27 protein-coding genes and 2 pseudogenes are annotated in these 24786 nt (G+C 66.5%); 9 read left to right on the top strand and 20 right to left on the bottom strand.

All coding sequences use genetic code 11. The features are described from left to right. The first annotated feature begins 238 nt into the window (after positions 1 to 238). The gene (locus tag ABIB27_RS06870; RefSeq protein WP_354253728.1) at positions 239 to 484 is read left to right on the top strand and encodes an anthrone oxygenase family protein; all 246 of its coding nucleotides are present in this window, start codon (positions 239 to 241) and stop codon (positions 482 to 484) included. A gap of 128 nt (positions 485 to 612) precedes the next feature. Here ABIB27_RS06870 and ABIB27_RS06865 read toward each other — a convergent pair whose 3' ends face one another. The 3 genes from ABIB27_RS06865 to lysS form a co-directional block, all read right to left on the bottom strand. Beyond that, positions 613 to 942, bottom strand: coding sequence for a histone-like nucleoid-structuring protein Lsr2 (locus tag ABIB27_RS06865; RefSeq protein WP_354215870.1), 330 nt, complete (start codon positions 940 to 942; stop codon positions 613 to 615). Positions 943 to 1076: 134 nt separating this feature from the next. Then, entirely contained in the window at positions 1077 to 1256 is a 180-nt protein-coding gene (locus tag ABIB27_RS06860; RefSeq protein WP_354215871.1) for a hypothetical protein, read from the bottom strand. 2 nt (positions 1257 to 1258) lie between these two features. Continuing rightward, the gene (gene lysS, locus ABIB27_RS06855; protein ID WP_354215872.1) at positions 1259 to 2791 is read right to left on the bottom strand and encodes a lysine--tRNA ligase; all 1533 of its coding nucleotides are present in this window, start codon (positions 2789 to 2791) and stop codon (positions 1259 to 1261) included. 154 nt (positions 2792 to 2945) lie between these two features. Between lysS and ABIB27_RS06850 the strand changes: the two genes are divergently transcribed. The 4 genes and pseudogenes from ABIB27_RS06850 to ABIB27_RS19410 form a co-directional block, all read left to right on the top strand. Then, entirely contained in the window at positions 2946 to 3830 is an 885-nt protein-coding gene (locus ABIB27_RS06850; protein ID WP_354253727.1) for an alpha/beta fold hydrolase, read from the top strand. A gap of 38 nt (positions 3831 to 3868) precedes the next feature. Next, entirely contained in the window at positions 3869 to 4732 is an 864-nt protein-coding gene (locus ABIB27_RS06845; protein WP_502909135.1) for an alpha/beta fold hydrolase, read from the top strand. Between the two features lie 34 nt (positions 4733 to 4766). After that, on the top strand, positions 4767 to 5597 hold the full coding sequence (locus ABIB27_RS06840) for an alpha/beta fold hydrolase (RefSeq protein WP_354215875.1): 831 nt from the start codon (positions 4767 to 4769) through the stop codon (positions 5595 to 5597). A 98-nt stretch (positions 5598 to 5695) separates the two neighbouring features. Beyond that, a pseudogene (locus ABIB27_RS19410) lies at positions 5696 to 6022 on the top strand (DUF8805 domain-containing protein); the annotation flags it as partial. Between the two features lie 207 nt (positions 6023 to 6229). On the opposite strand, the pseudogene ABIB27_RS06835 reads toward ABIB27_RS19410, so the two are convergent. Further along, positions 6230 to 6376: pseudogene (locus tag ABIB27_RS06835) on the bottom strand (peptidase C56); the annotation flags it as partial. Positions 6377 to 6444: 68 nt separating this feature from the next. Then, positions 6445 to 7065 (bottom strand): TetR/AcrR family transcriptional regulator, encoded by a 621-nt coding sequence (locus ABIB27_RS06830; RefSeq protein ID WP_354253725.1) that lies wholly within the window; start codon positions 7063 to 7065, stop codon positions 6445 to 6447. A 128-nt stretch (positions 7066 to 7193) separates the two neighbouring features. On the opposite strand from ABIB27_RS06830, the gene ABIB27_RS06825 reads away from it, so the two are divergent. Further along, a complete protein-coding gene (locus ABIB27_RS06825; protein ID WP_354215877.1) occupies positions 7194 to 7475 on the top strand; it encodes a hypothetical protein in 282 nt (93 codons plus the stop codon). Between the two features lie 78 nt (positions 7476 to 7553). Here ABIB27_RS06825 and ABIB27_RS06820 read toward each other — a convergent pair whose 3' ends face one another. From ABIB27_RS06820 to ABIB27_RS06755, 14 genes are all read right to left on the bottom strand, one after another. Next, positions 7554 to 8483, bottom strand: a complete 930-nt coding sequence (locus ABIB27_RS06820; protein ID WP_354215878.1) for a 4-phosphopantoate--beta-alanine ligase — start codon at positions 8481 to 8483, stop codon at positions 7554 to 7556. Position 8484: 1 nt separating this feature from the next. Continuing rightward, on the bottom strand, positions 8485 to 9375 hold the full coding sequence (locus ABIB27_RS06815) for a Rossmann-like and DUF2520 domain-containing protein (protein WP_354215879.1): 891 nt from the start codon (positions 9373 to 9375) through the stop codon (positions 8485 to 8487). Beyond that, complete coding sequence (locus ABIB27_RS06810; RefSeq protein ID WP_354253724.1) at positions 9368 to 10981, bottom strand: PH domain-containing protein; 1614 nt, start codon at positions 10979 to 10981, stop codon at positions 9368 to 9370. Before ABIB27_RS06810 ends, ABIB27_RS06815 begins: the two co-directional genes overlap by 8 nt. After that, positions 10978 to 11490 (bottom strand): PH domain-containing protein, encoded by a 513-nt coding sequence (locus tag ABIB27_RS06805; RefSeq protein ID WP_354215881.1) that lies wholly within the window; start codon positions 11488 to 11490, stop codon positions 10978 to 10980. Before ABIB27_RS06805 ends, ABIB27_RS06810 begins: the two co-directional genes overlap by 4 nt. After that, positions 11471 to 12004: a DUF3180 domain-containing protein gene (locus ABIB27_RS06800; protein WP_354253723.1), complete on the bottom strand. Its 534-nt coding sequence runs from the start codon at positions 12002 to 12004 to the stop codon at positions 11471 to 11473. The genes ABIB27_RS06805 and ABIB27_RS06800 overlap by 20 nt, the downstream gene beginning before the upstream one ends. 2 nt (positions 12005 to 12006) lie before the next feature. Continuing rightward, positions 12007 to 12543, bottom strand: coding sequence for a 2-amino-4-hydroxy-6-hydroxymethyldihydropteridine diphosphokinase (folK, locus tag ABIB27_RS06795; protein ID WP_354253722.1), 537 nt, complete (start codon positions 12541 to 12543; stop codon positions 12007 to 12009). Further along, a complete protein-coding gene (gene folB, locus ABIB27_RS06790) occupies positions 12540 to 12941 on the bottom strand; it encodes a dihydroneopterin aldolase (protein ID WP_354215884.1) in 402 nt (133 codons plus the stop codon). Before folB ends, folK begins: the two co-directional genes overlap by 4 nt. 13 nt (positions 12942 to 12954) lie before the next feature. Next, a complete protein-coding gene (gene folP / locus ABIB27_RS06785) occupies positions 12955 to 13875 on the bottom strand; it encodes a dihydropteroate synthase (RefSeq protein ID WP_354215885.1) in 921 nt (306 codons plus the stop codon). A 10-nt stretch (positions 13876 to 13885) separates the two neighbouring features. Then, entirely contained in the window at positions 13886 to 14530 is a 645-nt protein-coding gene (gene folE / locus ABIB27_RS06780) for a GTP cyclohydrolase I FolE (RefSeq protein ID WP_354253721.1), read from the bottom strand. Positions 14531 to 14540: 10 nt separating this feature from the next. Beyond that, positions 14541 to 16607 carry an ATP-dependent zinc metalloprotease FtsH gene (gene ftsH / locus ABIB27_RS06775; RefSeq protein WP_354215887.1) on the bottom strand — a complete coding sequence of 689 codons (2067 nt, stop codon included), beginning with the start codon at positions 16605 to 16607 and terminating at the stop codon, positions 14541 to 14543. 120 nt (positions 16608 to 16727) lie between these two features. Then, positions 16728 to 17843: a LacI family DNA-binding transcriptional regulator gene (locus ABIB27_RS06770; protein WP_354253720.1), complete on the bottom strand. Its 1116-nt coding sequence runs from the start codon at positions 17841 to 17843 to the stop codon at positions 16728 to 16730. 97 nt (positions 17844 to 17940) lie between these two features. Further along, positions 17941 to 18492, bottom strand: a complete 552-nt coding sequence (hpt, locus tag ABIB27_RS06765; protein ID WP_354215889.1) for a hypoxanthine phosphoribosyltransferase — start codon at positions 18490 to 18492, stop codon at positions 17941 to 17943. Between the two features lie 31 nt (positions 18493 to 18523). Beyond that, entirely contained in the window at positions 18524 to 19585 is a 1062-nt protein-coding gene (gene tilS, locus ABIB27_RS06760; RefSeq protein ID WP_354253719.1) for a tRNA lysidine(34) synthetase TilS, read from the bottom strand. Positions 19586 to 19663: 78 nt separating this feature from the next. Then, positions 19664 to 20797 (bottom strand): Rv3626c family coenzyme F420 biosynthesis-associated protein, encoded by a 1134-nt coding sequence (locus ABIB27_RS06755; RefSeq protein WP_354253718.1) that lies wholly within the window; start codon positions 20795 to 20797, stop codon positions 19664 to 19666. Between the two features lie 174 nt (positions 20798 to 20971). Between ABIB27_RS06755 and ABIB27_RS06750 the strand changes: the two genes are divergently transcribed. Next, complete coding sequence (locus tag ABIB27_RS06750; protein ID WP_354215892.1) at positions 20972 to 21145, top strand: hypothetical protein; 174 nt, start codon at positions 20972 to 20974, stop codon at positions 21143 to 21145. Between the two features lie 4 nt (positions 21146 to 21149). Here ABIB27_RS06750 and dacB read toward each other — a convergent pair whose 3' ends face one another. Next, positions 21150 to 22661, bottom strand: coding sequence for a D-alanyl-D-alanine carboxypeptidase/D-alanyl-D-alanine endopeptidase (gene dacB, locus ABIB27_RS06745; RefSeq protein ID WP_502909134.1), 1512 nt, complete (start codon positions 22659 to 22661; stop codon positions 21150 to 21152). A 153-nt stretch (positions 22662 to 22814) separates the two neighbouring features. Between dacB and ABIB27_RS06740 the strand changes: the two genes are divergently transcribed. Together ABIB27_RS06740 and ABIB27_RS06735 are read left to right on the top strand one after the other, a co-directional pair. Next, complete coding sequence (locus ABIB27_RS06740; RefSeq protein ID WP_248763190.1) at positions 22815 to 23303, top strand: inorganic diphosphatase; 489 nt, start codon at positions 22815 to 22817, stop codon at positions 23301 to 23303. Positions 23304 to 23456: 153 nt separating this feature from the next. Beyond that, a complete protein-coding gene (locus ABIB27_RS06735; RefSeq protein ID WP_354253717.1) occupies positions 23457 to 24782 on the top strand; it encodes a carboxylesterase family protein in 1326 nt (441 codons plus the stop codon). The last annotated feature ends 4 nt before the right edge of the window (positions 24783 to 24786 follow it).

Genomic DNA, 24786 nt, shown 5'->3' with positions numbered 1-24786 from the left:
GCTACAACGTACTTTGATGCTACGTGCCCGATCCCGAGTTGTGGAGCGTGTTCGCCACAGGGGAAACATGGCGCGTTCACTACTCCTGCGCCCGTTCAGTGATGCCGGGACTGCGCGCCACTGATGATGCAACTTTTGTCAGCGCCATGTCCCGGATTAACACTGCAATCCAGAACCCGGTGTTTGCGCCGAGCTTCGTGGGGACTTTAGTGGCCTTGGCGGGCACGGCAGCCTCGTCGTGGGCCAATGGGCTGACAGTGCGCTGCCTGCGTTGGTGTCCTTGGCCTGCTACACGGCCACACTGGGCATTACCAGCGGCGTGAACATCCCCCTCAATAACAAACTCCACGACAGGCCAGCGTCCGGAAATGCCGCCACCGGCAGGAAATCCTTCGAACGCCGGTGGACCCTCTGGAACATCCACCGCACCTGGCTGTCGCTGGCTGCCCTGGTGGCGCTCAGTATTGCGTGGGCTTCGCTGTAACGGCCCATTATTCATGGCATTGCCATATCCGCAGGTGAACAGCCCGGCCTTCCATTCAATTGGCATCAAAAAACCCTGTCCCGCCAAACGGCGGGACAGGGTCTTTAGAACTCAAAGAGACACTGCCCCTAGGAATTAGCCTTTTGGTAGGCTTCCTGGATTTCAGCCTGAATTCTGCCGCGGCTGTTAACCGTGTAGCCGTTATCCCGGGCCCATTGGCGAATCTGGGCCGAATCGTTGCCACGGGCCTGCACGGCCGGTTTGGTGCGGGTAGTGCGCCCCGCAGTCGTTTTACGTGCGGCCGCAACGAAACGTTCAAGGGTTGACCGCAGTTCCGCAGCATTTGCCGATGAGAGGTCGATTTCGTAACCGGCCCCGTCAAGGCCAAACCGGACATTCTCGTCAGCGGATCCCCCGTCCAGATCATCGACGAGGACGATGTTTACTTTCTGAGCCATTAAATAGTCTTCCTGTTGGAAAGGAGCGGGTTGTCAAAAAAGCAGGATGTCCCTACAAAAGTATGACCCTCTTAATGGCAACGCGTCAAAGTTCCATTTGGTTCCTGCGGAAATCCACAGTAAAAACTTTCGATCTATTTACTGGATTCCGGGTCTTGGCCGTTCAATGGCCTGGCGGCACTTGCTTCAGCGTCGGCCTGGGCGCGCGCCTCCGCCTGCCGCTCGGACTTATCGGCATTGAAGATTGATTTCATGGCAAACCAGAAAATCAGGCCCACCACCAATGACGGCAGCAGTACGGCTACATATTCCATAATTAGTTTCCTTCGGGCTTCAGGAGCGGGAAGAGGATAGTTTCGCGAATGCCTGCGCCCGTGAACAGCATCACCAGGCGGTCGATGCCCAGGCCGATTCCACCCATGGGCGGGGCGCCGTATTCGAGGGCGCGGAGGAAGTCTTCGTCCAGCTGCATGGCCTCGACATCACCGGCGGCCGCGTGCCGGGACTGTTCGGTGAGCCGCTCGCGCTGGATCACCGGGTCAATCAGTTCGGAGAAAGCCGTGCCGCGTTCCATGCCGCCGATGATGAGGTCCCAGGCTTCGATCAGCCGCCCGTCCTCGCGGTGCGGCCGGGCGAGCGGCTGGGCGGACGGCGGGTAATCGTAAACGAACGTGGGGTTCAGGAGCGTGGGTTCCACAATTTCGCCGAACAGTTCCACCGCCAGTTTCTCGGCATCCCATTTCGGGTCCGCCTTGACCTCATGCTTCGCGGCGATCTCGCGCAGCACCTCCAGCGAAGTGTCCGGCGTGACTTCCTGGCCAACGGCGTCGGACAGTCCCGGGTAAACCGAAACCCAGGCCCAGTCGCCGTCGAGGTTGATCTCCCCGGCTTCCGTCTGGAGGGTGCGGCCGGCACCCACCGCGTCCGCGGCGTCAAGGATGATCTCCTTGATGCGTTCGGCCATCACGAACTGGTCCGCCCAGGCCTCGTAGCACTCAAGGGTGGTGAATTCGGGGCTGTGGGTGGAGTCCACGCCCTCGTTGCGGAAAACCCGGCCCATGTCGTAGACCCGGTCGATCCCGCCCACCACGGCGCGCTTGAGGTAAAGCTCGGTGGCGATGCGCAGGGTCATCTTCTGGTCGAACGCGTTCATGTGCGTCTCGAACGGGCGCGCCAGGGCGCCGCCGTGAACCAGCTGCAGGATGGGGGTCTCCACCTCAACATAGTTGTGGCGGTACAGGCTCTCGCGGATGGAGCGCGTGATCGCGGCGCGAGTGTAGACCATTTCGCGGGCTTCGTCGCGCACCATCAGGTCCACGTAGCGCTGCCGGACCCGGGTTTCCTCGTTCAGTTCCGCGTGCAGCACAGGCAGCGGGCGCAGCGCCTTGGACGCCATGGACCATGACTCGGCCATCACGGACAGCTCGCCGCGGCGGGAGGAAATGACCTCGCCCTTGATGAAGACGTGGTCGCCCAGGTCCACCAGCGCCTTCCAGTCGGCCAGCGCTTCCTCACCTATATTGGCGAGACTCAGCATGGCCTGGAGCCGGGTGCCCTTGCCGTCTACGCCGCCTTCCTGCAGGGTGGCGAAGCATAGCTTGCCGGTATTGCGCACAAAAACGATGCGGCCGGTGACGCCCACAACGTCGCCGGTGGTCTCGTCGGCTTCGAGGTGCGCGTACTTTTCGCGGATCTCTGTCAGGGAGTGTGTGCGTTCCACACCCACCGGATACGCCTCGGTGCCGCGCTCGATCAGCCTGGCGCGCTTCTCCATGCGGATGCGCATCTGCTCGCTGGCGTCGAGGGGCTCTGGGGCATTTTGGGGGGCGGGGGTGTTTTGGGAAGTCACAATCCCTAAGTTTACCGGGAGTTCCGCTGACCGGCTTCCGGCGCCCAGTCCACCCTTCCACCCGAGTTTTTGTCCAGATAATGCCCCCAGATGGCCCCCGGACGTGGATTATCTGGACAAAAACTCCGAGGGGAGGTGGGCATAGACTCGGGCTGTGGAGTCCTGGAAACTTGAAACGTCGGACGGCGGCCACATCGAGGGGCACTCGTTCCTCACCCCTGCGGAACAGGAGCCGACGACGGCGGGTCATCCCGGCGTCGTACTTGTCCACGGCACTTTGGTCACCGACGCCCTCTACCGCCCTTTTGCGCGGAAGCTCAGCGTCCTGCTGGGGCGCCCGGTGCACTGCTACAACCGGCGTGGCCGGGCCGGGTCCTCGCCGCAGCCAGCCGGCTACTCGGCGGAAACTGAGGTCAGCGACCTCGGTGCGGTCATGCACGAAACGGGCTCTAGGGATGTTGTTGCGCACAGCTACGGCGGCTTCGTGGCGCTGCAGGCCGCCCGGACCCTGCCGATCGGCCGGCTGGTGACTTACGACGCCGCGGTGTCACTGTCCGGAAACCTCAGTCACCGCTGGCGGCCCGAGCTTGAGGACGCCGTCACGGCGGGCCAGCTCAATCATGCCTGGGCACACCTGGTCCAGGGCCTGGGCACAGCCGGCCCGCTGTCCTACCTGCCGTTGGGCGCGCTGCGCATGCTGAGCATCCTGTCCGCCAGGACCAATCTGGGGACAGAGATGCGGCAACTTTTGCCCACCGCCGTCAAGGAAATGCGCGCCGTGATCGACGCCGGTGCCGAACTAAGTGATTTCACCGCCCTCACCTCACCCATCCTGATGCTCAGCGGCGGCTGGAGCCCGGCGTACTTCGCCGAAACGGGCCGGCAACTCGCCGCTGCGGTCCCGTCCATCGACTTCCGGGTGGTCCCGGGACAGCTGCATGAGGGACCCATCCGGCCCGGCAAAGGGCTGGCTGTGCGGATTGCCCGGTTCATCAACGCCAGCGACGGCCAGGCCCGGTCGCTGGGGCGGCGGCGGTAACGCGCATCGCCGGCGGGGCGCAGCGGCACCCACCTAGGATGGGAACCGTGAAAGAACAGGAAGTCCCCACGCACGACGGCGGCAGGCTGGCCCTATACAGCTACGGCACCGAGGATGCCCCGGGAGAGCGCCGGGTGGTGGTGATTGGCGGAGCTTTCCTCACGGCGCTGATCTACCGGCCGTTCTCGATGGCATTGGCCAAGGGCCTGGGCGAGGGGTGGGCCGTGGACGTCTATGACCGGCGCGGACGCGGCAAGTCCACGGAACAGCCTGCCGGCTACTCGATGGCTACGGAGATCGCCGATGTCCGTACGATCATGGATGCCACTGGCGCGCGCAACCTCCTGGGCCACAGCCTCGGGGGTTCGGTGGCCCTGAATGCCGTCCAGGAATCCGTGGGAACGCCGCACGAGCCGGACAAACTGGCGGTTTACGACGCGGCTGTGAACATCGACGGCAGCATCGATACGTCGTGGTTGGAGGCCTTTGAGGCCGCGGTCAATGCCGGCAACTTGGGCCACGCCATGGCGCGGTTAAAGAAGGGCATGCAGCCGGCCACCGCGTTGTCGAAAGTCCCCGAACCGGTCCTCGCAGGGCTGATGGCGGTGGTCTCCCGGACCAAGGTTAACAGGCTGGCACGGGAGCTGATGCCCACGGGGGTGGGCGAGCTGAGAGCCGCCTACGACGAAGCCGAGCACGCTCGGGACTTCACCGTCCTGCCCGCCAACACGCACTTCATGGCGGGCGGTAAAAGCCCGCGCTACTACAGGGTCACTGCCCAGCGCCTGCATGCGGCCGTCCCCGGCAGCACGTTCGAGCTCTCGCCGAAGGGATTTCACGGCTCCGTTCCGGCCGCAGTGAAGGAACTGGTCACGGACATCGCCGAGTACTTCACCGGCTGAGACATTCCGCAGGTTGCTCGACTAGGCTCGGATGATGACGCGCGAGACAATCACGACCCCCGACGGCGGCACTCTGGAGCTCTTCACCACGGGTTCGGAACTGGCGTCTGCCGGCTCCGGCGTGGTGGTGGTGCCCGCCTCCATGGTGACGGCGGCCGATTACACCCGGTTTGCGCAGAAACTCAGCGCCGCTCTGGGCCGGCCGGTGCACACGTTCAACCGCCGCGGCCGGGGTACATCCTCGCCGCAGGCTGGGGATTACACCCTCGATGCGGACATCCGGGACTTGGACGCCGTCATGAAGCACACGTCCAGCACTGACGTGTTTGGCCACAGCTTCGGCGGCGCGGTGGCCCTGCACGCGGCGCGCACACTCCCCGTGGAGCGGTTGGCCGTTTACGACCCCGCCGTGTCCGTAAACCACAGCGTCAAGGCCGACTGGACTACGGAATATGAGCGCGCCACTGCCGCCGGAGACGATGACCGAGCTTTGGCCGTCCTGACCAAGGGCCTGGAAACGGGCGCCTTCTCCCGGATGCCGCTGTCCATGCTGACCATCGCCAACAAGCTCACCGCCGGCACCCACCTGGGCAAGCAGATGCGGGACATGATGCGCACCGGTGTCCGGGAGATCAAGGCGATCATCGCCGCGGACATGCCTGCCGAACCGTTCCTGGAGTTGCCGCTGGAAACCCTGATCGTGGTGGGTGAGAAGAGCCCGGCCTACTTTGGTGTGGCGTGCGGCCAGATCCACGACGTCCTCTCCGGCTCCAGCTACACCATCCTGCAGGGCTCCGGGCACGACGGCGTCCTCCGCGCCCCGGACAAGCTCATCACCGAGCTGAGCGAGTTCTTCGCCGGCTGACCTCCACCAAAGCAACGCGGGGTCACTAAACGCCCAATGCGGTGGTCCGGACGGGCTCTCAGTGACCCCGCGTTGCGTCGGAGCGAAATCCCGATACCGTGGCAATTGTGAACATCCGGATCCTCCTCGGCGCAGCAGCTGCTGCTGCGGCATCCCTGGCGGGCTGGGTGAGCCTTCACATAGCAAAGACTCTGGTCACCCCGCCGGGCCGGCATCGCGAACGAATCAGGATTGTGGATTCCGGCGACGGCACTGTCACGCTTCGTGCCGACCGCGACACCTTGGCTGCCGGCGTCTTCAGCCTCTTCTGGGGCCAACACTCTGGCCATGCCCGCATCGGCCAGGTGTTATTCAGCGACACGAAGACCGGCACAGTCACCCGCCGGGTGGAGGCGATCTTCGCAGGCCAGCTTGCGCCGGATACTTCGGGGTACGTGTCCGGATACGTCTACCCGGGCCCTGCAGCAGCTGGTCTGCCTTTCGACGACATCACCCTCCCAGGGCCTGCGCCGGCCTGGTTCGTTCCCGGCGCCGACCCCGGTTCCTGGGTTATCCACATCCATGGCCTCGGCGGACGCCGGGCCACCGGACTTCGCACGGCGCCGTTCTTCCACCGGCACGGGTTCACCCACCTGCAGACGCCCGCCTGCGAGAGCCACCAGAGTTGCTTCGCCGCCGGCATCCTTGACCGCCTGCCACGGGCTGGCGAGTTCAATCTGCTCCACGCCGTCCGTCAACAGGAAAGCGACCTTCTTGCCTGCGATGTTGTGTTCTGACATTCTAAGCAAGCAGACTAACTGGCAATGCCTCGAGACGGCACCGAGGGACGCATGAAGCGCGCCGCCGCTCAGCCGCTGTGGTGCTCGATCAGCCAGCCGGCCATCTGCTGGGCGCGTTTCGCCGCAAGCGTGTCACCTTCGGAGGCGGAGACGATGGACCCCTTCATGAGGATGTGCCAGGATCTGGCGAAATCCTCCGGGCGGTCCAGACCGGCCTGCTCGGCGAGGGCCTGCACGTGCCCCCGGATCCTTGACAGGTAATCAATGCTGGCGAGGCCCAGCGGGTGCGCCGGACCCATTTCAAGCAGGATGTTAATGAAGGAGCAGGCTTCAAAGTCGTCCTGGCGGAACCATTCACCAAAAACGTCGAAGATGGCCAGCAACTGATCCTTGGGCGTGGTGCCACGGAGCTTCGCCTGGGCAACAATGGCATTCACGGTCCACAGTTGGTCGCGCTGCTCGAGGAACGCCAGGACGAGCGAATCCTTGGACGGGAAGTGCCGGTAGAACGTTGCCTTGGCCACGCCCGAGCGTTCAATGAGTTCATTAACGCCAACGTCGCGGACCCCACGGCGAGAAAAAAGATCGTAGGCCACGGCCAGGATCCGCTCGTGGGAATCGGCACGACGGCCCGCCAGCGCTGCGTGGTCATCCGCAGGCGGCAGTGTGGTTTCTCCATCGCGATTCATCGTGATATTAGTTTACCTCGGGTACAGACAGACCGGTCTTACTCACTGTATTGTCTTTACAAACGAAAGTGCTTTTGACGCCGACAGGCCCCTTCCAGGACCTTTCGGTCTGGTGCAAGGAGGCCCCAATGTCAGCAGAGCGAACGTTCGAGTTTATCCCATGCAACGACCCCGACCCGTGGATTGAGACCACCGCGGCGTCAGCCGAGGTACGGCAGTTCGCCCGCGAGTCCCTTCGCTGGCAGGCACAGGAAATCATCGATGAAGTGCTCAACGGAACGGAACCCGGCGAAGAGCTGGCCAGGGCCAGGCTCCGCCGTTGCGTGGCCCAGAACCCCGGCCGTCCCGAACGTGCACTCCTCCAGCAGTTGATGCTCAACCGGGCACCAATGGGCGAATCAACGTTATAGGATGCCCGCACTGGCCACGATGACTCAGCGCCGCGCGCAATCAAGCCGGGGACCCGCCCAAATGTACCCGCATGGGAATCAGGCACTGAGCGGCGCATTGTCGATCAGGCGGACCGGTCCCACCCTGGCCGCGATGAGCGCCAGGCCCTCGCCTCGGAAGGGCACTTTCCGGCAGTTTTCGGCGAGCGGTTCGAGGGTCATTGGATCCACCACGTCGAAGTAATCCAGTTCCACCAGCGGCTGTGAGGCGACCAGGGCCTGGGCCGCGTCGAGGTCGAGGGGTTCATGGGCATTGGCATGCGCCTCAAGAAGCCGCAGCGCCCGCGACAGCACCAAGGCTGCTTCTCGCTCGCCGTCGGACAGAAAGCGGTTGCGGCTGGACAACGCGAGCCCTTCCGCGGACCGCTTCGTAGGCACGGCAACAATCTCGACCGGGAAGTTCAGGTCCGACACCATACGGCGAACCAGCGCCAACTGCTGGGCATCCTTTTGGCCAAAGTACGCACGGTAGGCGGGCAGTCCGGCGCCGCCGCCCGTGACGAACGCGCCGGCGGGCGGGAGGCCTGCACCGGGCAGCCCGTAATGCAGCAACTTGGCAACCACGGTGAGGGCGCCGTCGAAATGCCCGGGGCGGGACGCGCCTTCCCATTTCTCCCCCAAGGAGCCGGCGGTCACGCGCACCAAAGGCTCGCCGCCGGGGTAGACCTCGTCCACCGACGGCGCGAAAACCAGGTCCACACCTTGTTCTTCGAGCAGGCCGACATCGGCTTCGAGCGTCCGGGGATAGCGGTCCAGGTCCACCGCGTCGCCAAATTGCAACGGGTTCACAAAGATGGAGGCCACCACAACGTCGTTCTGTTCAACGGCGGTCCGCGCCAGCGCGGCATGCCCGTCATGGAGGGCTCCCATGGTGGGCACGAGGCCCTGGGACCTGCCCCCTCGTTCGGCCAGCAGCACGGCACTCGCCGCCCGCAGTTCCGCCGCTGTTCGCACCACTTGCGCAACCATGTCAGTCTCCTTCTTCCAAGGCCGCACGGATGGCGCCCAGTTTGTCGGTTTTAAGTAGCCCCCGGCTCTCCGCCCGCCGGGCAGTGGCACGGGCCATGGCCAGGTACGCCTCAAGCACATCCCCGTGCGCCCCGGCGTCGTACTCCCGCAACGCCTCGGCGTGGGCTGCCACGGTTCCCACGTCGCCGCGGGCCACCGGCCCGGTCAGCGCCGCTTCACCGGAGGCCAGTGCGTTCTCCAGCGTGGCCCGCAGCAGCGGCCCCAACATGCGGCCCGGCTCGTCCACGCCCACGTCCCGCAGCAGTTGCGAAGCCTGCGCCACGAGTGTGACCAGGTGGTTCGAGCCATGGGCCAGGGCCGTGTGGTACAGCGTCCGGTCCGCCTCGGCGATGGCCACGGGCTCGGCCCCCATCTCCACCACCAGGGCCTGGGCGATGGGGAGCATCGCGGCGTCCGCGGTCACCCCGAACGTGCAGTCAAGCAGTCTGGTCAGGTCCAGGCTCATGCCTGTGAAGGTCATGGCCGGATGCAGGGCCAGGGGGATCGCTCCGGCGGCCCGCACCGGGCGAAGCACACCCACCCCGAACCGGCCTGAAGTATGGGCCACCAGCTGTCCGGGCTGCCACGCTCCGAGCTTGGCCAGGCCGTCCACCAGGGTGGCCAGGGCGTCGTCCGGCACGGCCAGGAGCACCAATTCGGCGCGCTCCACAATGTCCTGGATCTCCAGCACGGGCACGCCGGGCAGCAGTGCTTCTGCGCGTTCGCGGCTGGTTTCGGACACTGCGGAAACCCCGACGACGGCGTGCTCGGCCGCGCGGAGAGCGGCACCGAGGACCGCGCCCACCTTTCCGGCACTGATGATTCCGACGCCGAGGCGTCCGGGCTTAGCCATGGTTCGGGCCTTCCTGTTGAAGAGCGGTTTCGACGGGCTCACCCGCCGGGGCTTGAGTGGGCTCGACCACCGGGGATGGAGCAGGTTCACCCACCGGGGATGGAGCAGGTTCACCCACCGGATCCTGGACGGGCTCACCCGACAGCGTGGGGGCCACCTGCACCAGCCACTGTTCGCTGGCCTGCCGCTTGCGGGCCAGCCGCGCCCGGGCGGACTGTTCGTCAAAGAGAGCCCGGGCCTGGTCCACCCCAGCCTGGGTCAGCCGCGGAGAAACCGGCCCCGCTGTGGTGTGGAGGACCAGGTCCGCCAAGCCGAACCGCCGGGCGAGCGGGCCCTGGTGCAGGGCCATGGACTGGGTGCGCTGATGCGGAACCATCACCAGCTGGCGCCACCACCGGCCCGAGCGGATCAGCAAGGCCGTATCAGTGCTGGCGAAACCGTTGCGCCGCCAGCCGAACGGCGCCAGGGGGCGGCCGCGGCGCGGCGTGGTGACAAAACCGCCGTCGGAATCCACCCCGCTGAGCCCCGCCGCGAAGGTGCGCCCGGACTCCGAGGTACCGGGTTCCGGGAGCACCAGCGCGATCATGCTCATCACGTCGGGGAGTTTGCCCACGGGCAGCAGCGTGGTCCGTGGCGCCGCCTCACCGTTACTGCCCACGGCACCGTACCCGGCCACGTTGACCTGGATCCGGTACCAGCCGAAGACCCGCCACAGCGGCGACTGGGTCACTTTCAGCGCCTGGATCCTGCCGGGCGGGAGCGTCTGCGCCTGGGTGTCCAGGAGCCCGTAGCGAAGCCGGATCCCTTCCGGCGAAATGGCCGCGGTGAAATTGTAGCCCTTGTTGAAGGATCCCCAGTAGCTCGCAGCCAGGCCCAGCGCCGCGGGAATCAGGTAGAAATAGAACCCGCGGTTCTCGGTTACCGCGGACAGGATCACGGAGACCACGCCGCCGAGCACCACAAAGAAGCTCTGCTCGCTGAGCAGCAGCGAACCGACCAGCCGCGACGGAGGCACGGACAGCACCAGATGTTGGGGCGCCTCGGGCGGGGCCTCCTGGGGCCGGGCCGGGTCCGGGACCACACCGGCAGCACGCGCCAGGATGGTGGCCCGGAGCTGCTTGGCATCGTCCATCCGCAGGAAGGCGAGCGTGACGGCCGACTCGCCGGCGTCGGCCACCTCAAACTTGAGTTCTGCCAGGCCGAAGATCCTGGCCAGCAGGGGCTGGACAATGTCGATGGCCTGCACGCGGTCCAGCCGGGCCTGCCGCTGCTGCCGGAAGATGAAGCCCGAGTTCACCCTGACGTACCCCCCGGACACCTGGTACTTGGTGAAATACCACGTCAGAATAAAGCCCAGCACAGTAATCACCAGCACTATGCCACCGCCGGCCACCAGCCACGGCGCCCGGCCCGCGAAATCCTCTTCGACCAGGGGCCTTCCCTGCAGCATCCGTTCGAAGATGTCCCGCCCGAAGAAGACGCCGATGGCGGCCAGCGCCACCCAGCCCCGCACAAAAGGCGACGCCGGGTGCACACGCAGCCACTGGCCGTCGGGCGCTGCGATTGGCGCACCGGGCGCACCTCGCTCCGGAACGTCAGCAGTCACAGCCCTGCCAGCCTGGCTTCGCCCCGGGCGGCGAGCTGTTCGCGCAGGCGCGCCCCCTCCTCTGCGGCCAGGCCGGGAATGGTGGCATTTGTCCCGGGTGCGGCGGTGTGGAGTTTGAGCGTGCACAGGCCCAGCCCGCGTTCCACCGGACCAACACCAATGTCAACGTACTGCATCCGGCCGTAAGGCACGGCCATGGTCCGCTGGAAGAAGATGCCGCCACGGATCAACAGGTCATCGTCCCGTTCCGCGTAGCCGATGGCACGGACCTGGCGCGGGATGAGCAGCAGCCGCCACACAGCAAGCACCAGCAGAGCGGCCGGCACCACGATGGCCAGCCACAGCGGCGGCCACTTCCACCAGCCCAGAAGGACAAAAACCAAGGGCAGGCACAGGACCAGCACGGCCAGGACATTTCCGATTGCCCACTCCACCAACCGCACCGTGACGTACTTCGGCGACACCCGCTGCCACGTGATACCCGCTGGATCAATCGCCCCGGTAGGCATACTCGCCTTCCCCTGCGACTTCCCCGTGTACCCCGTGGCCGGGTTTCCCGTCGCCGGGCGCCGCATCGCTGTCTTCGGGTGGGATCCTGCAGAACCTCTCCACCAGCAGGCCCACCACAATCATCACCAGCCCGCCGGCGGCTACCGCGATTGCCACCCACGTGAGGCCCTGGTCGCTGCGGAGGTTCCAGATCCGCAACTGGTCCAGGAAAATCCCAACGTGCCAGCCGAGCAGGACAGTGCCCGCGTACGCGCATGCCTGTGCGAGGACCAAGGTCCTGGCTGCCAGGATCGGGTCAAGCGCTTTCTTGCGCTTGGTGCTGTTGCGCCACTGCAGGACGCGGATGCCAAGAACCAGGGTGATCACAACGATGACAGCCATGGTGGCCAAAGCCGTAGCAGGCAGAACAGGCGTAGCCATACTGTAACGGGTTGTCACTACAGTGGCTGACCAGCCGGCCACTGTAGTGACCAGGCCGATCAGCAGGAGGCGGACAGGGTTGATGGGCTTCATTGCTATTCAACCGTCCCGGCGGTGGGGAGGCCGTCGTAGTCCCCGAAGCCGTCGAAGGGGACGATGTCCGCAAAGTCCGCGGCGCGGGCGGCCAGCTCAGCGATCCGTTCGCCGCCCAGCGTGGCCGCCGGCTCGATCAGGGACCACGGATACAGGACAAAGGCGCGCTCCGCGGCCAGCGGGTGCGGCAGGGTCAGGTCCGGATCCCCGCTTGTAACGTCGCCGTAGGTGATGATGTCGACGTCGAGCGTTCGCGGACCCCAGTGCACCTCCCGTACGCGGAGGTGCTTGTTCTCTACCGCCTGGCAGTGCTTCAGGAGCCCTGCCGGGGACAGGATGGTGTCCACTGTCAGGACCATATTCAGGAAGTCGGGCTGGCCGTCCGGGCCGCCGACGGCTTTGGTCTGCACCACTGGGGAGACTGCCAGCAGGCGAACCTCCGGCGGGTCCACGAGGTCTGCGACCGCCTCGGCCAGGGTGTCGTTCCGTTCGCCCAGGTTGCTGCCAAGTGCAAGGACCGCTTTAGTGTAGCCGGTCATGGCCGGCGCTCCTCTTGCCACGCCTCGTGTCGGGCGCTGTTTGCCCGGTCCCGGTGCACACTGACGGCCACATCCCCGAAGGGCACCTCGATGGGCGCCTTGGGTTTGTGGACAGTGATGTCCACGGCGTGGACAGCGAATTCGGCGAGGAGGCCATCGGCGATCCGGACGGCCAGGGCCTCGATCAGGTTCAGGGGCTCCCCCGTGATCCAGTCCTTGATCCGTTCAGCCACTTCACCGTAATGCGCCGTGTCCCGGACGTCGTCGGATTCCGCGGCTTTGGCAAAGTCCAGGTGCAGGACAGCATCCACCACGAATGGCTGGCCCTCACGGCGCTCAAATTCGAACACGCCGTGATGGCCGACGGCGGTGACGCCGCTCAGCGTAATCCTGTCCATGGGTCTCCCGGCCCTAGTGTTCGGTGCGGGTGGCCGCCACACGCGAGGCGACCTTAACAGCGTCAAGGCTCGGACCGACGTCGTGCACGCGGACAGCCCAGGCGCCGCGGAAGGCGCTGATGGCGGTGATGGCCGCGGTGGCGGCGTCCCTTTCCTCCGGGGCGGCGGACTTGCCGGCCACGGTCAGCAGGGTACCCAGAAAGCGCTTGCGTGATGCTGCCACCAGGACCCTGTGCCCTAGGCTGTCCAGCTGGCCCAGGTTCTGCAGGAGCTCCCAGTTCTGGGCGTCGTTCTTGGCGAAGCCCAGGCCCGGGTCAACGATGATCTGCTCCGGGCTCACACCGGCGGCGTAGAGTTTGTCCCGCACGCCCGCCAGCTCGGCAACCACTTCGCCGGCAACGTCCTGGTATTCGGCCAGGGCATTCATGGTACGGGCGTCGCCGCGGCGGTGGGTGAGAACGTAGGGCGCCTTGGATGTGGCCACCAGCTCTGCCATCTCGGGTTCCATGGTGAGTCCGGAGACGTCGTTGATGATGGCGGCGCCGGCCTTCAGCGCGGCCGCAGCCGTAGACGCGTGGGTGGTGTCGATGGAAACCAGGGCACCGGCCTTAACCAGGCCCTCGATGACGGGAACTACCCGGCGCTGTTCCTCCTCGGGGCTGACATCCTCAGCGCCGGGGCGCGTCGACTCGCCGCCGACGTCGATGATGTCCGCCCCCGCATAGAACATCCGCAAGCCGGCTGCAATGGCGGTGTCCGCCGTTGCGTGCTTGCCGCCGTCGCTGAAGGAGTCCGGGGTGACATTCAAGATGCCCATGACCAGGGTGCGGCCGGTGGGCAGGTCTGCGAACTTCGCGGCCGTGCGCGCTTTACGCAGGATGGGCAGCGGAGATGTTGCGGGCCCGGTTCCCGGGGCTGCAGCTAGTGAGTCCATGGTCTGATAATTACCTTCCGAGGATGAGGCTCATGGCCTCGGCGCGGGTGGCCGGGTCATGGAGCTGCCCGCGTACCGCACTGGTGACGGTCTTCGCTCCGGGCTTGCGGACACCGCGCATGGACATGCACATGTGTTCGCATTCAACAACAACGATCGCGCCACGCGGCTTAAGGTGGCTGACCATTGCTTCAACGATCTGGGTGGTGAGCCGCTCCTGCACCTGGGGGCGCCGGGCGTAGATGTCCACGAGCCGTGCCAGCTTGCTGAGGCCGGTCACTTTGCCTTCGTGCGAGGGTATGTAGCCCACGTGCGCCACTCCATGGAACGGCACCAGGTGGTGCTCGCATGTGGAGTAGAACGGGATGTCCTTGACCAGGACCAGTTCTTCGTGGTCCAGGTCGAAGGTGGTGGACAGGACGTCGGCGGGGTCGTGGTGCAGCCCGGCGAACACCTCGGCGTACGCCTTGGCCACCCGCCTGGGGGTGTCCACCAGCCCGCCGCGGTCCGGGTCTTCACCGATGGCCAGCAGGATCTCGCGGACGGCAGCTTCAATCCGCGGCCGGTCCACTTTCTCGTGCTTTTTGTGGTGGGATCCGTCCTCCGCCGGGTGAGCGGCGGAGGCGGGGGCGTCATCGTCGTCGAAGTGATTCACAGTAGAAAGCTTAGCCGCGCAGGGCGTCAGGCCCCGAGTCGGGAATGCCGCCCTGGAACGGAGCATCCTCCGGGACACCCTGCGGGTGCGGGGGCTGTGCGTCCAACGGCTCCTCCAGGCGGGCCCGCTTGGCTTCCTCCTGGGCTTCGCGCTCGGCCTTCTCCTGACGGGATTCCACCGGGCCGGCCTGCTGGACCGGGCGGGTCTCCTTGGACAGCCACACCTCGCGGAAGTCACGCTTGCGGATGTCGCTGAAAATCTCTGCGATCTCGGCCTGGTTCAGGGTTTCCCGTTCCAGGAGTTCTAGGGCCAGCTGGTCCAGGACGTCGCGGTTTTCGATGAGGATGGCGTACGCCTCGTCGTGCGCCTGGTCGATCAGACGGCGCACTTCCTCATCCACTACGAAGGCGATCTGGTCGGAGAAGTTGCGCTCGTGGCCGGCGTCGCGGCCCAGGAAGGGTTCGCCGCCGCCCTGGCCGAGCCGTACTGCACCGACACGCTCGCTCATGCCGTATTCGGTAACCATCTTGCGGGCCGTGGAGGTGGCCTTTTCGATGTCGTTGGAGGCACCGGTGGAGGGATCGTGGAAGACTATTTCCTCCGCCACGCGGCCGCCCATAGCGTAGGCCATCTGGTCCAGGAGCTCGTTGCGCGTCACGGAGTACTTGTCGTTCTCCGGCACCACCATGGTGTAACCCAGGGCTCGGCCGCGGGGCAGGATGGTGATCTTGGTGACCGGCGCAGAGTTCCGCAGCGCCGCGGCCACGAGGGCGTGGCCACCTTCGTGGTACGCAGTGATCTTGCGCTCGTGTTCCTTCATAACGCGGCTGCGCTTCTGCGGGCCCGCCATTACGCGGTCGATCGCCTCGTCCAGGGCGCGGTCATCAATGAGGTTGGCGTTGGAACGGGCCGTCAGCAGCGCGGCTTCGTTGAGGACGTTGGCGAGGTCGGCACCCGTGTAGCCGGGGGTCTTCTTGGCCACGCTCTTGAGGTCAACGCCGGGCGCCATAGGCTTGCCCTTGGCGTGGACCTGCAGGATCTGGTCGCGGCCGATCAGGTCCGGCGCGTCTACGGTAATCTGGCGGTCGAACCGGCCCGGGCGCAACAGCGCCGGGTCCAGGACGTCCGGACGGTTGGTGGCCGCGATCAGGATGACGTTGGTCTTGACGTCGAAGCCGTCCATTTCCACCAGCAGCTGGTTGAGGGTCTGCTCGCGTTCGTCGTTGCCGCCGCCGATGCCTGCGCCGCGGTGGCGGCCGACGGCATCGATCTCATCAACGAAGATGATGGCGGGCGAGTTGGCTTTCGCCTGCTCAAAGAGGTCGCGGACACGGGATGCGCCCACGCCCACAAACATCTCGACGAAGTCCGAGCCGGAGATGGAGAAGAACGGCACCCCGGCCTCGCCGGCGACTGCGCGGGCCAGGAGGGTCTTGCCGGTACCGGGAGGGCCGTACAGCAGCACACCCTTGGGGATCTTGGCGCCCACGGCCTGGAATTTGGCCGGTTCCTGCAGGAACTCCTTGATTTCCTGGAGTTCCTCCACGGCTTCATCCGCGCCGGCAACGTCAGCGAACGTCACCTGCGGCATGTCCTTGTTGACCATCTTGGCCTTGGACTTGCCGAACTGCATGATCTTCGAGCCGCCGCCCTGCATGCGGGTCATCAGGAACCAGAACAGTGCGCCGAGCAGGATGACGGGGATCAGCAGCGAGAGCAGCCCGGAGAACCAATTGCTTTCGATCGGCTGGTCCGTGTAGCCGTTGGCCGGCTTGGCATCGGTCACGGCCTTGACCACGTTCGCGGCGCGGGCGTCGACGTAGAAGAACTGGACGCTCTTTCCCTTGTCCTGTCCGTCGACGTTGAGGCTGTCCTTCAGGACCAGGTCAACACGGTTTTCGCCGTCGAAGATCTTTGCCTGTTCAACCTTGCCGCCGTCGGCGAGGAGCCCAAGGCCCTTGTCGGTGTCGATCCGTGCCGCACCACCGGGAGCCAATGTTGCAAAGGCCACGAGGAGCATGGCGATCACAACAACGATCCAGATGCCCGGGCCCTTGAAGAAACTCTTAGCTTTCATCTGTTCGGGGGCTGGCCCCGTCCCTCCTGGTAGTGCTGCACGGCGAGTAGTCCACGCGCGTGTGGTGCTGCATCAGCTACTAGCTATACACCGTCCGGAGTAATTCACGCACGGTGCCGCTCAAAAGTTCCCTCTGGGCGTAGCGGTTCCGCGGGGCGGTGCCACCGATCCGCGTTTCACCAGCAGGCATGCGGTGACTTCTTTCGCGTTGGCACGGCGGGCCGTGTCCGAGGTGTCCTCGATGGCGTCCATCAGGATTTCGGCGGCCCTGGCCGCCAGTTCGGCAAGGGGCAGCGCCACCGTGGTGAGTGCCGGGTACAGGCTCGCGCCGATCCCTTCACGGTCGGCGAGGGCCACCACGGAGAGGTTTGCGGGGATGGCGAGTCCCAGTTCGGCGGCGGCGCGGTAGGCGCCCATGGCCACCCGGTCATCGTGACACACCAGCCCGGTTGGCCTGTTCGCGCGCGCCAGCATCCGGCGGGCGGCCTCGTAGCCGCCCTGCTCCAGGGGTTGGGCGGACTCAGCGGGCGGGGCGGACACAACGGGCACAGAATCAACCGGCGCCGCACCGCCGTCGAGCCCTGCAGCGGACAAGGCGCCCCGGAAGCCGCTGAGGCGGTCCTGGGCGGCCGGCGTGCCGTCGGCGTTGTTGATGAATCCAATACGGGTGTGCCCTGCTGCAAGGAGGCATCCGACGGCGTCCCGGGCGCCGCCGTCGTGGTCCGGCACCACTGCGGCGATGCTGCCGTTGGTACTGACGGCGTTCACCAGCACCGCCGGTACGCTGCCGAGGTTGGCCGGTCCCGGAAGCTGCCGGAAGTGGAGCGGGGCGTACATGATGCCGTCCACCCGGCGCTTCAGGAGGGACTCGACGCCGGCCTCCCGCGACTCGTCGCTCGCGGACCCGTCTGTCGCGGAGGCAGGGACGTTGATGACCACGAGGTGGTAGCCGCGGGCGCGGGCAGCCTCATCGGCCCCGAGGATGATTTGCCCGGCGTGGGGACCGGCGCCGACGTCCTCGATGGCCAGCCCCAGCAGGGCTGTCCGGCTGGTCCGCAGGGCGCGTGCAACACTGTCCGGCCCGTAGCCCAACTGTCCTGCAGCGGACCTGACCCGTTCCCGGGTCTCCCGACTGATCCTGGCGGACGCCACGTTGTTCAGGACGTGAGACACCGTGGTGGCAGAGACGCCGGCGGCGGCCGCAACGTCCTTGATGCCGACGTTCTTGCCGCTCACATCTCTCCCCCGCTCATTTAAATGCCGCGAGATGGCATTTCACGGCAAGGCGCGGGCGCGCGAATGCCGTGGAACGCCATCTCGGCGGGAAGAAGGTTTACTCGTAGACGTGCGGGGCGAGGGTGCCCACGAAGTCCAGGTTGCGGTACCTCTCGGCGTAATCCAGGCCGTAGCCCACCACGAACTCGTTGGGGATGTCATAGCCGACGTACTTGACGTCGATTTTAACCTTGGCGGCCGTGGGCTTGCGGAAGGCGGTGCAGATCTCCACCGACGCGGTGCCGCGGGATTCGAGGTTGGTCTTGAGCCAGGACAGCGTCAGACCCGAGTCGATGATGTCTTCAACGATCAGGACGTCCTTGCCCATCAGGTCCGTGTCCAGGTCCTTGAGGATGCGGACCACGCCGGAGGACTGGGTGCCGGAGCCGTAGGAGGACACTGCCATCCAGTCCATCGACACGTGGCTGTGGAGTGCGCGGGCGAGGTCGGCCATGACCATCACAGCGCCCTTGAGTACGCCGACGACGAGGATTTCGCGGCCTTCGTAGTCCTTGTCAATCTCTGCAGCGAGCTCGGTGATCCGCTGTTGGATCTGTTCCTTGGTGTAGAGAACGTGCTTGAGATCTGCCTGGACGTCGTTTGAATCCACCAATGGCTCCTGTGTAGATGCGGGGGTGCGACTATTCTTGGGGCGGTTTTTGAGGCCGGAATACTAGCTTCCCACAGCGCGCCGCTTCGCGGGGAACGGAAGTGCCGCCGTCGGTCCCGTCCGTGGTCCTGCTCCGCTGGCCGGCGGCGTCCAGCTGCGCCAGTGACAGCCGGTAGACGCTCACGCCGCCGGGGAGCTCCACGGGACCGGCGGAGCCCTGCCGCCGCAGCAGCGCTTCCGCGGCCAGAAGGCGGTGGTAGCTGGGTTGTTGACCCCCGACGTCGGCCGCCGCCTTGGCGATCACCCGGAACCTGATGGCCGGGGAAAGTTCACCGAGGGCGTCTTCGGGCAGGCTGATTTCCGGGCCGGAACGCTGCGCCAAACCGGCGTATGTGCGTTCTGCCACGTCCTCCAGGTAGTCGGCGTCCAGCTGCAGGATGGCGGCCGTCCGGGCGAGCGATTCAGCCACGCCGGGCCCGAGTTTTTCCTCCAGCAGCGGCAGCACTTCCACCCGGGTCCGGGAGCGGGCGAAGGACGGATCCGAATTGCTCGGATCGTGCCAGGGCGCCAGTTCCTCCACATGGCAGATCTCCAGGGTGTCCTCGCGGCGCAGGCCCAGGAAGGGCCGGAGCAGCAGGCCGCGGGCAGGCCGCATTCCGGCCAGCGAGCGGGTGCCGGAGCCGCGGGCCAGGCCGAGGAGAACCTGTTCGGCCTGGTCGTCCAGCGTGTGGCCCAGCAGGACCGCGGCGGCGCCCTGCTCGCGGGCCGCGGCGTCAAGCGCTGCGTGGCGGGCATCGCGAGCGGCAGCCTCAGGGCCCATGCCTGTGGGCGCCACATCGACCGTCCGGACCTCCACCGGTGAGAGCCCCAGTTCCTTCAGTGCCTGGGCCGCGGCCGCAGCAACCTGGGCCGACCCCTCCTGCAGCTGGTGGTCCACCACCACGGCGCCCACCGTCAGCGGGTGCCTGTCAACGTGGCCGCGGCGGGCAAAGTAGGCGGCCACGGCGGCGAGCGCCAGGGAGTCCGGGCCGCCGCTGCACGCCACCAGCACGTGGGCCGGGTAGCCGGCCTCCGCCAGGGCGTTCTGGAGCATCTTGCGCGCTTTGCCAACGACGGGCGCCAGCCTGCCGGGCCGCCGTCGGCCGCTTGAAGCGTGAGGGAAACCGGGCACCTACAAACCCATCCGGTCAACCCACAGCTTGGGCTCGTGGATTTCAGGCTCGGTGGGAAGGTTGTCCGCGGATTCCCAGACCCTGTTAAAGCCCTCCATCCCGGCGGCGGCTACTACGGCGCGGACAAACTTGGCGCCGTCGGAGTACTGGCGCATCTTGGCATCGAGACCCAGCAGGCTGCGGATGAATTTCTCGATGACGCCGCGGTCCTTGCCGCGGTCGGTGAAGCGCTGCCGGATAGTCTTGACCGACGGGACGATGCTGGCGTCGACGGCGTCCATCACCACGTTCGCGTGGCCCTCCAGCAGGCTCATCACAGCCGTCAGGTGCGAGAGGGACGCCTTTTCCTCAGGGTTCTGCAGCAGGTCCAGGATGGCGCCGCGGCCGGGGGTGTGGCCGTCTGCGGTCCGGTCCTTCAGGGAGCGGGCGGCGGCGGAGGCCCGCTCCATCAGGGAATCGACGTTGCCCAGCAGGTGGACGCTGAGGTTATCGATCTCGGACAGCATGTGGTGGCGGAGCCAGGGCGCGGCCGCGAACTGAACGCGGTGCGTCTGCTCATGGAGGCAGACCCAGAGCCGGAAATCCTCTGGGGTGACGTTGAGTTCCCGCTCCACAGACACGATGTTGGGGGCCACCAGCAGCAGCCTTCCACCGGCGGGCGCTTTGGAACCTTCGGCGAGCGCGGCGAACGGATCGTATTGGCCCAGGACCTTGCTGGACAGGAACGCCAGGACAGCGCCGAGTTGGCTGCCCGTGATGGCGCCGCTGACGCTGGCCGCCGCCGGGCTGACCGTACCGCGGCGACTTTCGAGCATCTTTTCCATGGCGGGCTTGAGCATCACCGCGAAGCTCTGGGTGTTGGCCTTGGCCCAGTTTGCCCGGTCGACTACCAGGACAGAGGAGTCGCGGAGGTCCCTCGCGGCCTCGAGGCCAGTGATCTCGTGGACGTGGGGGACGGAGGCATCCGCGAGGCGGCGCAGGCTGTCCACGGCCTCGCCGATTTCCGCCGAGCCGAGCGTTGGACCCGCGGAAGCCAGCCGGGCGGCGGTGGATGCGGCCAGGTCCCAGTTAATCAGGGCCTGGGCCGGGCTGGATGATACCGGTGCGGACGAATCACGTGCAGTGGACTCCATAGCCCCATCACATCACAGCCTTCGGCGGATGGCCCTTAAGTTCGCTGACCGGCGAACGCCCTGGCCGTGGTGGGCGCCCCCGGCCGACCGGTTCACAGCCACCCACAGGTGAGGGAAAGCGGCGTGACAGCTCCCGCCGGCAAAGTGGTCATAACCGCCCCGAAAGGAGAACCCATGGTCCCCTACCGTCCTGTTCCTCCCCTTACCCTCGGACCCGGCGGGGGCTGGAAGTCGGTGGTCGCCGCCGTCGTGATGGCCGGTCTGCCGGGCACTACCGCGACCTCCGCAGTGGCCGCAGACCTGGACTTTTCGGTAATGGCGCCCGTGGACAGTTCCGGAAAGCCGTGAGCCGTTACCGGCAGCCGCAGGCAGCCAGTGCGGCGGCCGCGCGGTCCACGGCCTGCCGGTTGCCGGCGGCACCAGGCGCCAGTCCGTTGCCGATGAACGAGAACACCAGGAGCCTGCCGTCGGCGTCCACCACGTATCCGCTGAGTGCGATCACTGTGTTCAGCGTGCCCGTTTTGGCCCGGACCAGGCCCGCGCCCCGGGACGATGCCGCGTCCTCGTAGCGGTCGTGCAGGGTTCCGGTCAGTCCTGCCACCGGGAAGCCGTCCAGTGCGGCCCGGAGCCGGGGATCGGTTCCGCTGGTGATGGCACGCACCGCGCCGGCGAACTGGCGGGCAGACGCCTGGTTGCCGATGGCGAGACCGGACACGTCCGCGAACCGCATACTGCCGGTGTCAATGCCGATTTCGGCGAGCTGGGCGCGGACGGTGGCCGTGGCGCCGTCGTTACTCGCGGACTCCCCCGCAGCCGCCGCTGCCATCCGGCCCAGGACCTCCGCCAGGTAGTTGTCCGAGGTCTCCAGCATCAGGCCCACCTGTTCGCCGACCGTGGCGGACTGGACCTCCGCCAGCGCGGTGGGCGCGCTGCCAGTGGTTTCGGGAGCGGCGCCGGGCCCGGCTTCGGGCGCCGGGGAACGTCCGACGCGGGCCGCTACCGTAAGTCCCGCAGCTGTGCCGGCCGCCTTGAGCTGCGCGGCGAACGCCTCCCCGGCCGTGAGCGCCGAGTCCTGCGGGCGGGCGCCGGTGGTGACGGCGGGGTTGTATCGCGCGGCGTTCAGGGCGAGCGGGAACAGCGGCGCAACCTCACCGGCCGCAACGTCGCCGTCAGCCCAGGCTGGGTTCAACGCGGGTCCGCTGAATAGGGAATCGTCTACCAGGACCGTTAGCTCGCCGGTTGTTCCGCTGGCCTGGAGCGCTGCCACCGTGGAGGTGGCGAGCGTGGCGAGCCCGGCGTGTCCCATCACTCGGTCCGGCGCGGATTCGCCGGCACCGAGGAGGACATCTCCGCCTCCGGTGAGCACCACCTGGTTGGCGGCGGCACCGGCCAGTACCCTGGTGCTGAACCGGTGCTCAGGACCGAGCGACTGCAGGGCGGCCACTGCAGTGAATAGCTTCATGTTTGACGCGGGGATCCGGTTGTCCGACCCGCCTCTGTTAAAGAGGACATCGCCGGTGTGCGCATCCTGGACAAGCCCGGTGAAGGTGCCGTCGCCGTCGGGCCTTAACACAGCGTCCAGCTGCGCCGTGACGGCGGGCGGCAGCGGCAACGGCGCGCTGTCCGCGAGCGGGGGCAGGCCTTGCCGGGCAGCGAGCGTGGCCGGCGGCAGCTGCCAGCCGGGTGTTACGGGCGCCGCCACGGGAGGCGGTCCCACGAAAGCCGGGGCGATCAGCCAGCCGGCCGGGAGGCCCAAAATGACCATCAAAGCCAGGAGGAGCGCAGTAGGCCAGGCCCGTAGTCCGCGGTTGAACATCCGCCGCAAAGCGTCCATGAACCCGCCGGGGCGCGCTGTTTCCTTCATGCTGGTGCTGGTCCTCAAGTCCTGAAATTTCCCCACAAGTTCCTGAAACCTGGGCCTCTCGCTATATCCTCAATAGTAGTCGGCGGCACCGACACTCCTTTTGTGGTTCGTCTCCTGTGCCGCGAACCCCCTGCAATTGCCGAGGAGCATTCCATGAAGCATGACGTGACCATCGAGATTCCCAAGGGATCACGCGTCAAGTACGAAGTTGACCACGAGACCGGCCGCGTCCGCCTGGACCGCGTCCTCTTCACTTCCATGCAGTACCCCACGCACTACGGGTTCTTCGAGAACACCCTCGGCGAAGACGGCGATCCGCTGGATGCACTGGTGCTCCTGCAGGATTTCGACCTGCACCCGGGAGTCATTGTTGAGTCCCGCCCCATCGGCGTTTTCAACATGACCGACGACGGCGGCGGAGACGCCAAAGTCCTGTGCGTTCCGGTTGACGCCCGCTTCGACCACATCCAGGAAATCAGCGATGTCAGCGACTTCCTGATCAAGGAAATCGAGCACTTCTTTACCCGTTACAAGGACCTGGAGCCGGGCAAGTGGGTCAAGGCTGAGGGCTGGGGCGACCGCGCCGCCGCCGAGGCCGAGCTGGAAGCCTCCATCAAGCGTTACGTGCCGGCAGCTCACTAATCCCCACCGCTTAAAGCAACGCGGGGTCACTTCGCGCCCAATCCGCCGGCGGCATTGGGCCGAAAGCGACCCTCCCTTTCCGCGACCTACCCTCGCAAGCTCGGCCAGGGAACCCTGCGGATGTGGGCCCATGTTGTGGTTTAAGGTTGGTCGGTGAGTTCCGAGCCTTTATTTACTCCTCCGTGCGGTCCGATCAGCGGGTGGCGGGACGGCGAAGTGGTGCGTGCTACCGGCATCCCCTACGCCACCGCCGGCCGCTTCCAGCCTCCAATGGCCGCGCCTGACCGGACCCCGCCCTTTGCCGCGACCAGTCCCGCGCCGGCCTGCCCGCAGGGTCCCGTTCCGTTCCTCGACGACGTCCTGGGCACCCGCTACGGCGAGCTCCCCGGCAGCGAGGACTGCCAGCGCTTGTCCATCACCGTGCCGGCGGGCTTGGCCGACGGCGAGCAGGTACCGGTCATGGTGTGGCTGCACGGCGGTTCGTACACGTCGGGATCCGGTGATTTGGCCATCTTCGACGCCACGTCCCTGGTTGCCGAGAACCGCGTGATCGTGGTGTCCGTAACCTACCGGCTTGGCCTGTTCGGCTACCTGTCCACCAACACCGGCAGGCCTGCCAACCTCGGCCTGCTGGATCAGCTGGAAGCGTTCCGCTGGGTGCAGCGCAACATCGCCGCTTTCGGCGGTGATCCCGGACGCGTCACGGCGTTCGGCCAGTCAGCGGGCGGCGACTCCGTGGCCCACCTCATGGCAACGCCCGAGGCGCCGTCCCTGTTCCAGCGGGCCATCATCCAGAGCGCGCCGCTGGGGATCACCCGCGGCCGGCACAAGATGAGCCATGCCATGGGCATCGCCGCGGAAGCCGTCACCGAAGACACTCCGGCCATGGAGGTTGTCGCCATTGAGGACCACGTGTCGCAGGTGGCCCGGAAGTACGGGCTCATGGCGGCCATGCCATTCGGCACGCAGTACGGGCACGCCCCGCTGCCGCCCGAAGCCGAGATTGAGGCCGCCTGGAATGAGACAGCGCCTGGCATCGAGGTACTGATCGGGCACACCTCCGATGAAGCCCGCCTGTTCCTGCCGCGCAGCCCGTTCGTCAGCCGGCTGGGCCAGGTTCCCCTGCTCGGCACCGCGGTCGTCAGGGCCATCAACTGGGCTGTGACGGAGGCGGTGTACGGCCGTGCGGCCCGCAAGTTCGCCCGCCGCCATGCCCGGGCCGGCGGCAAGGCCTACAGCTACCTGCTGTCCTGGGGTGCGCCCGGGAACTTCTACCGCGCTGCCCACACCGTTGACCTGCCGCTGCTCTTTGGAAACCAGCAGACCTGGGCCGCTGCCGGGCTCCTTACCGGCGCAACGTGGGAAGAGATCGACGCCGTTGGCAGTGAGGTGCGCAGGTTGTGGGCGGCGTTCGCCCGGGGTGACGGACTGGGTGCGACGGGCGGAATTCCCGGCACCCTTCAGTACCGCGCGGCCTGACCCA

The sequence above is a fragment of the Arthrobacter sp. UYEF21 genome (assembly GCF_040546085.1).
Classification (GTDB): Bacteria; Actinomycetota; Actinomycetes; order Actinomycetales; family Micrococcaceae; genus Arthrobacter.
Note: the sequence above shows the minus strand (reverse complement) of the source record. Positions and strands in the feature narration are given on the sequence as shown.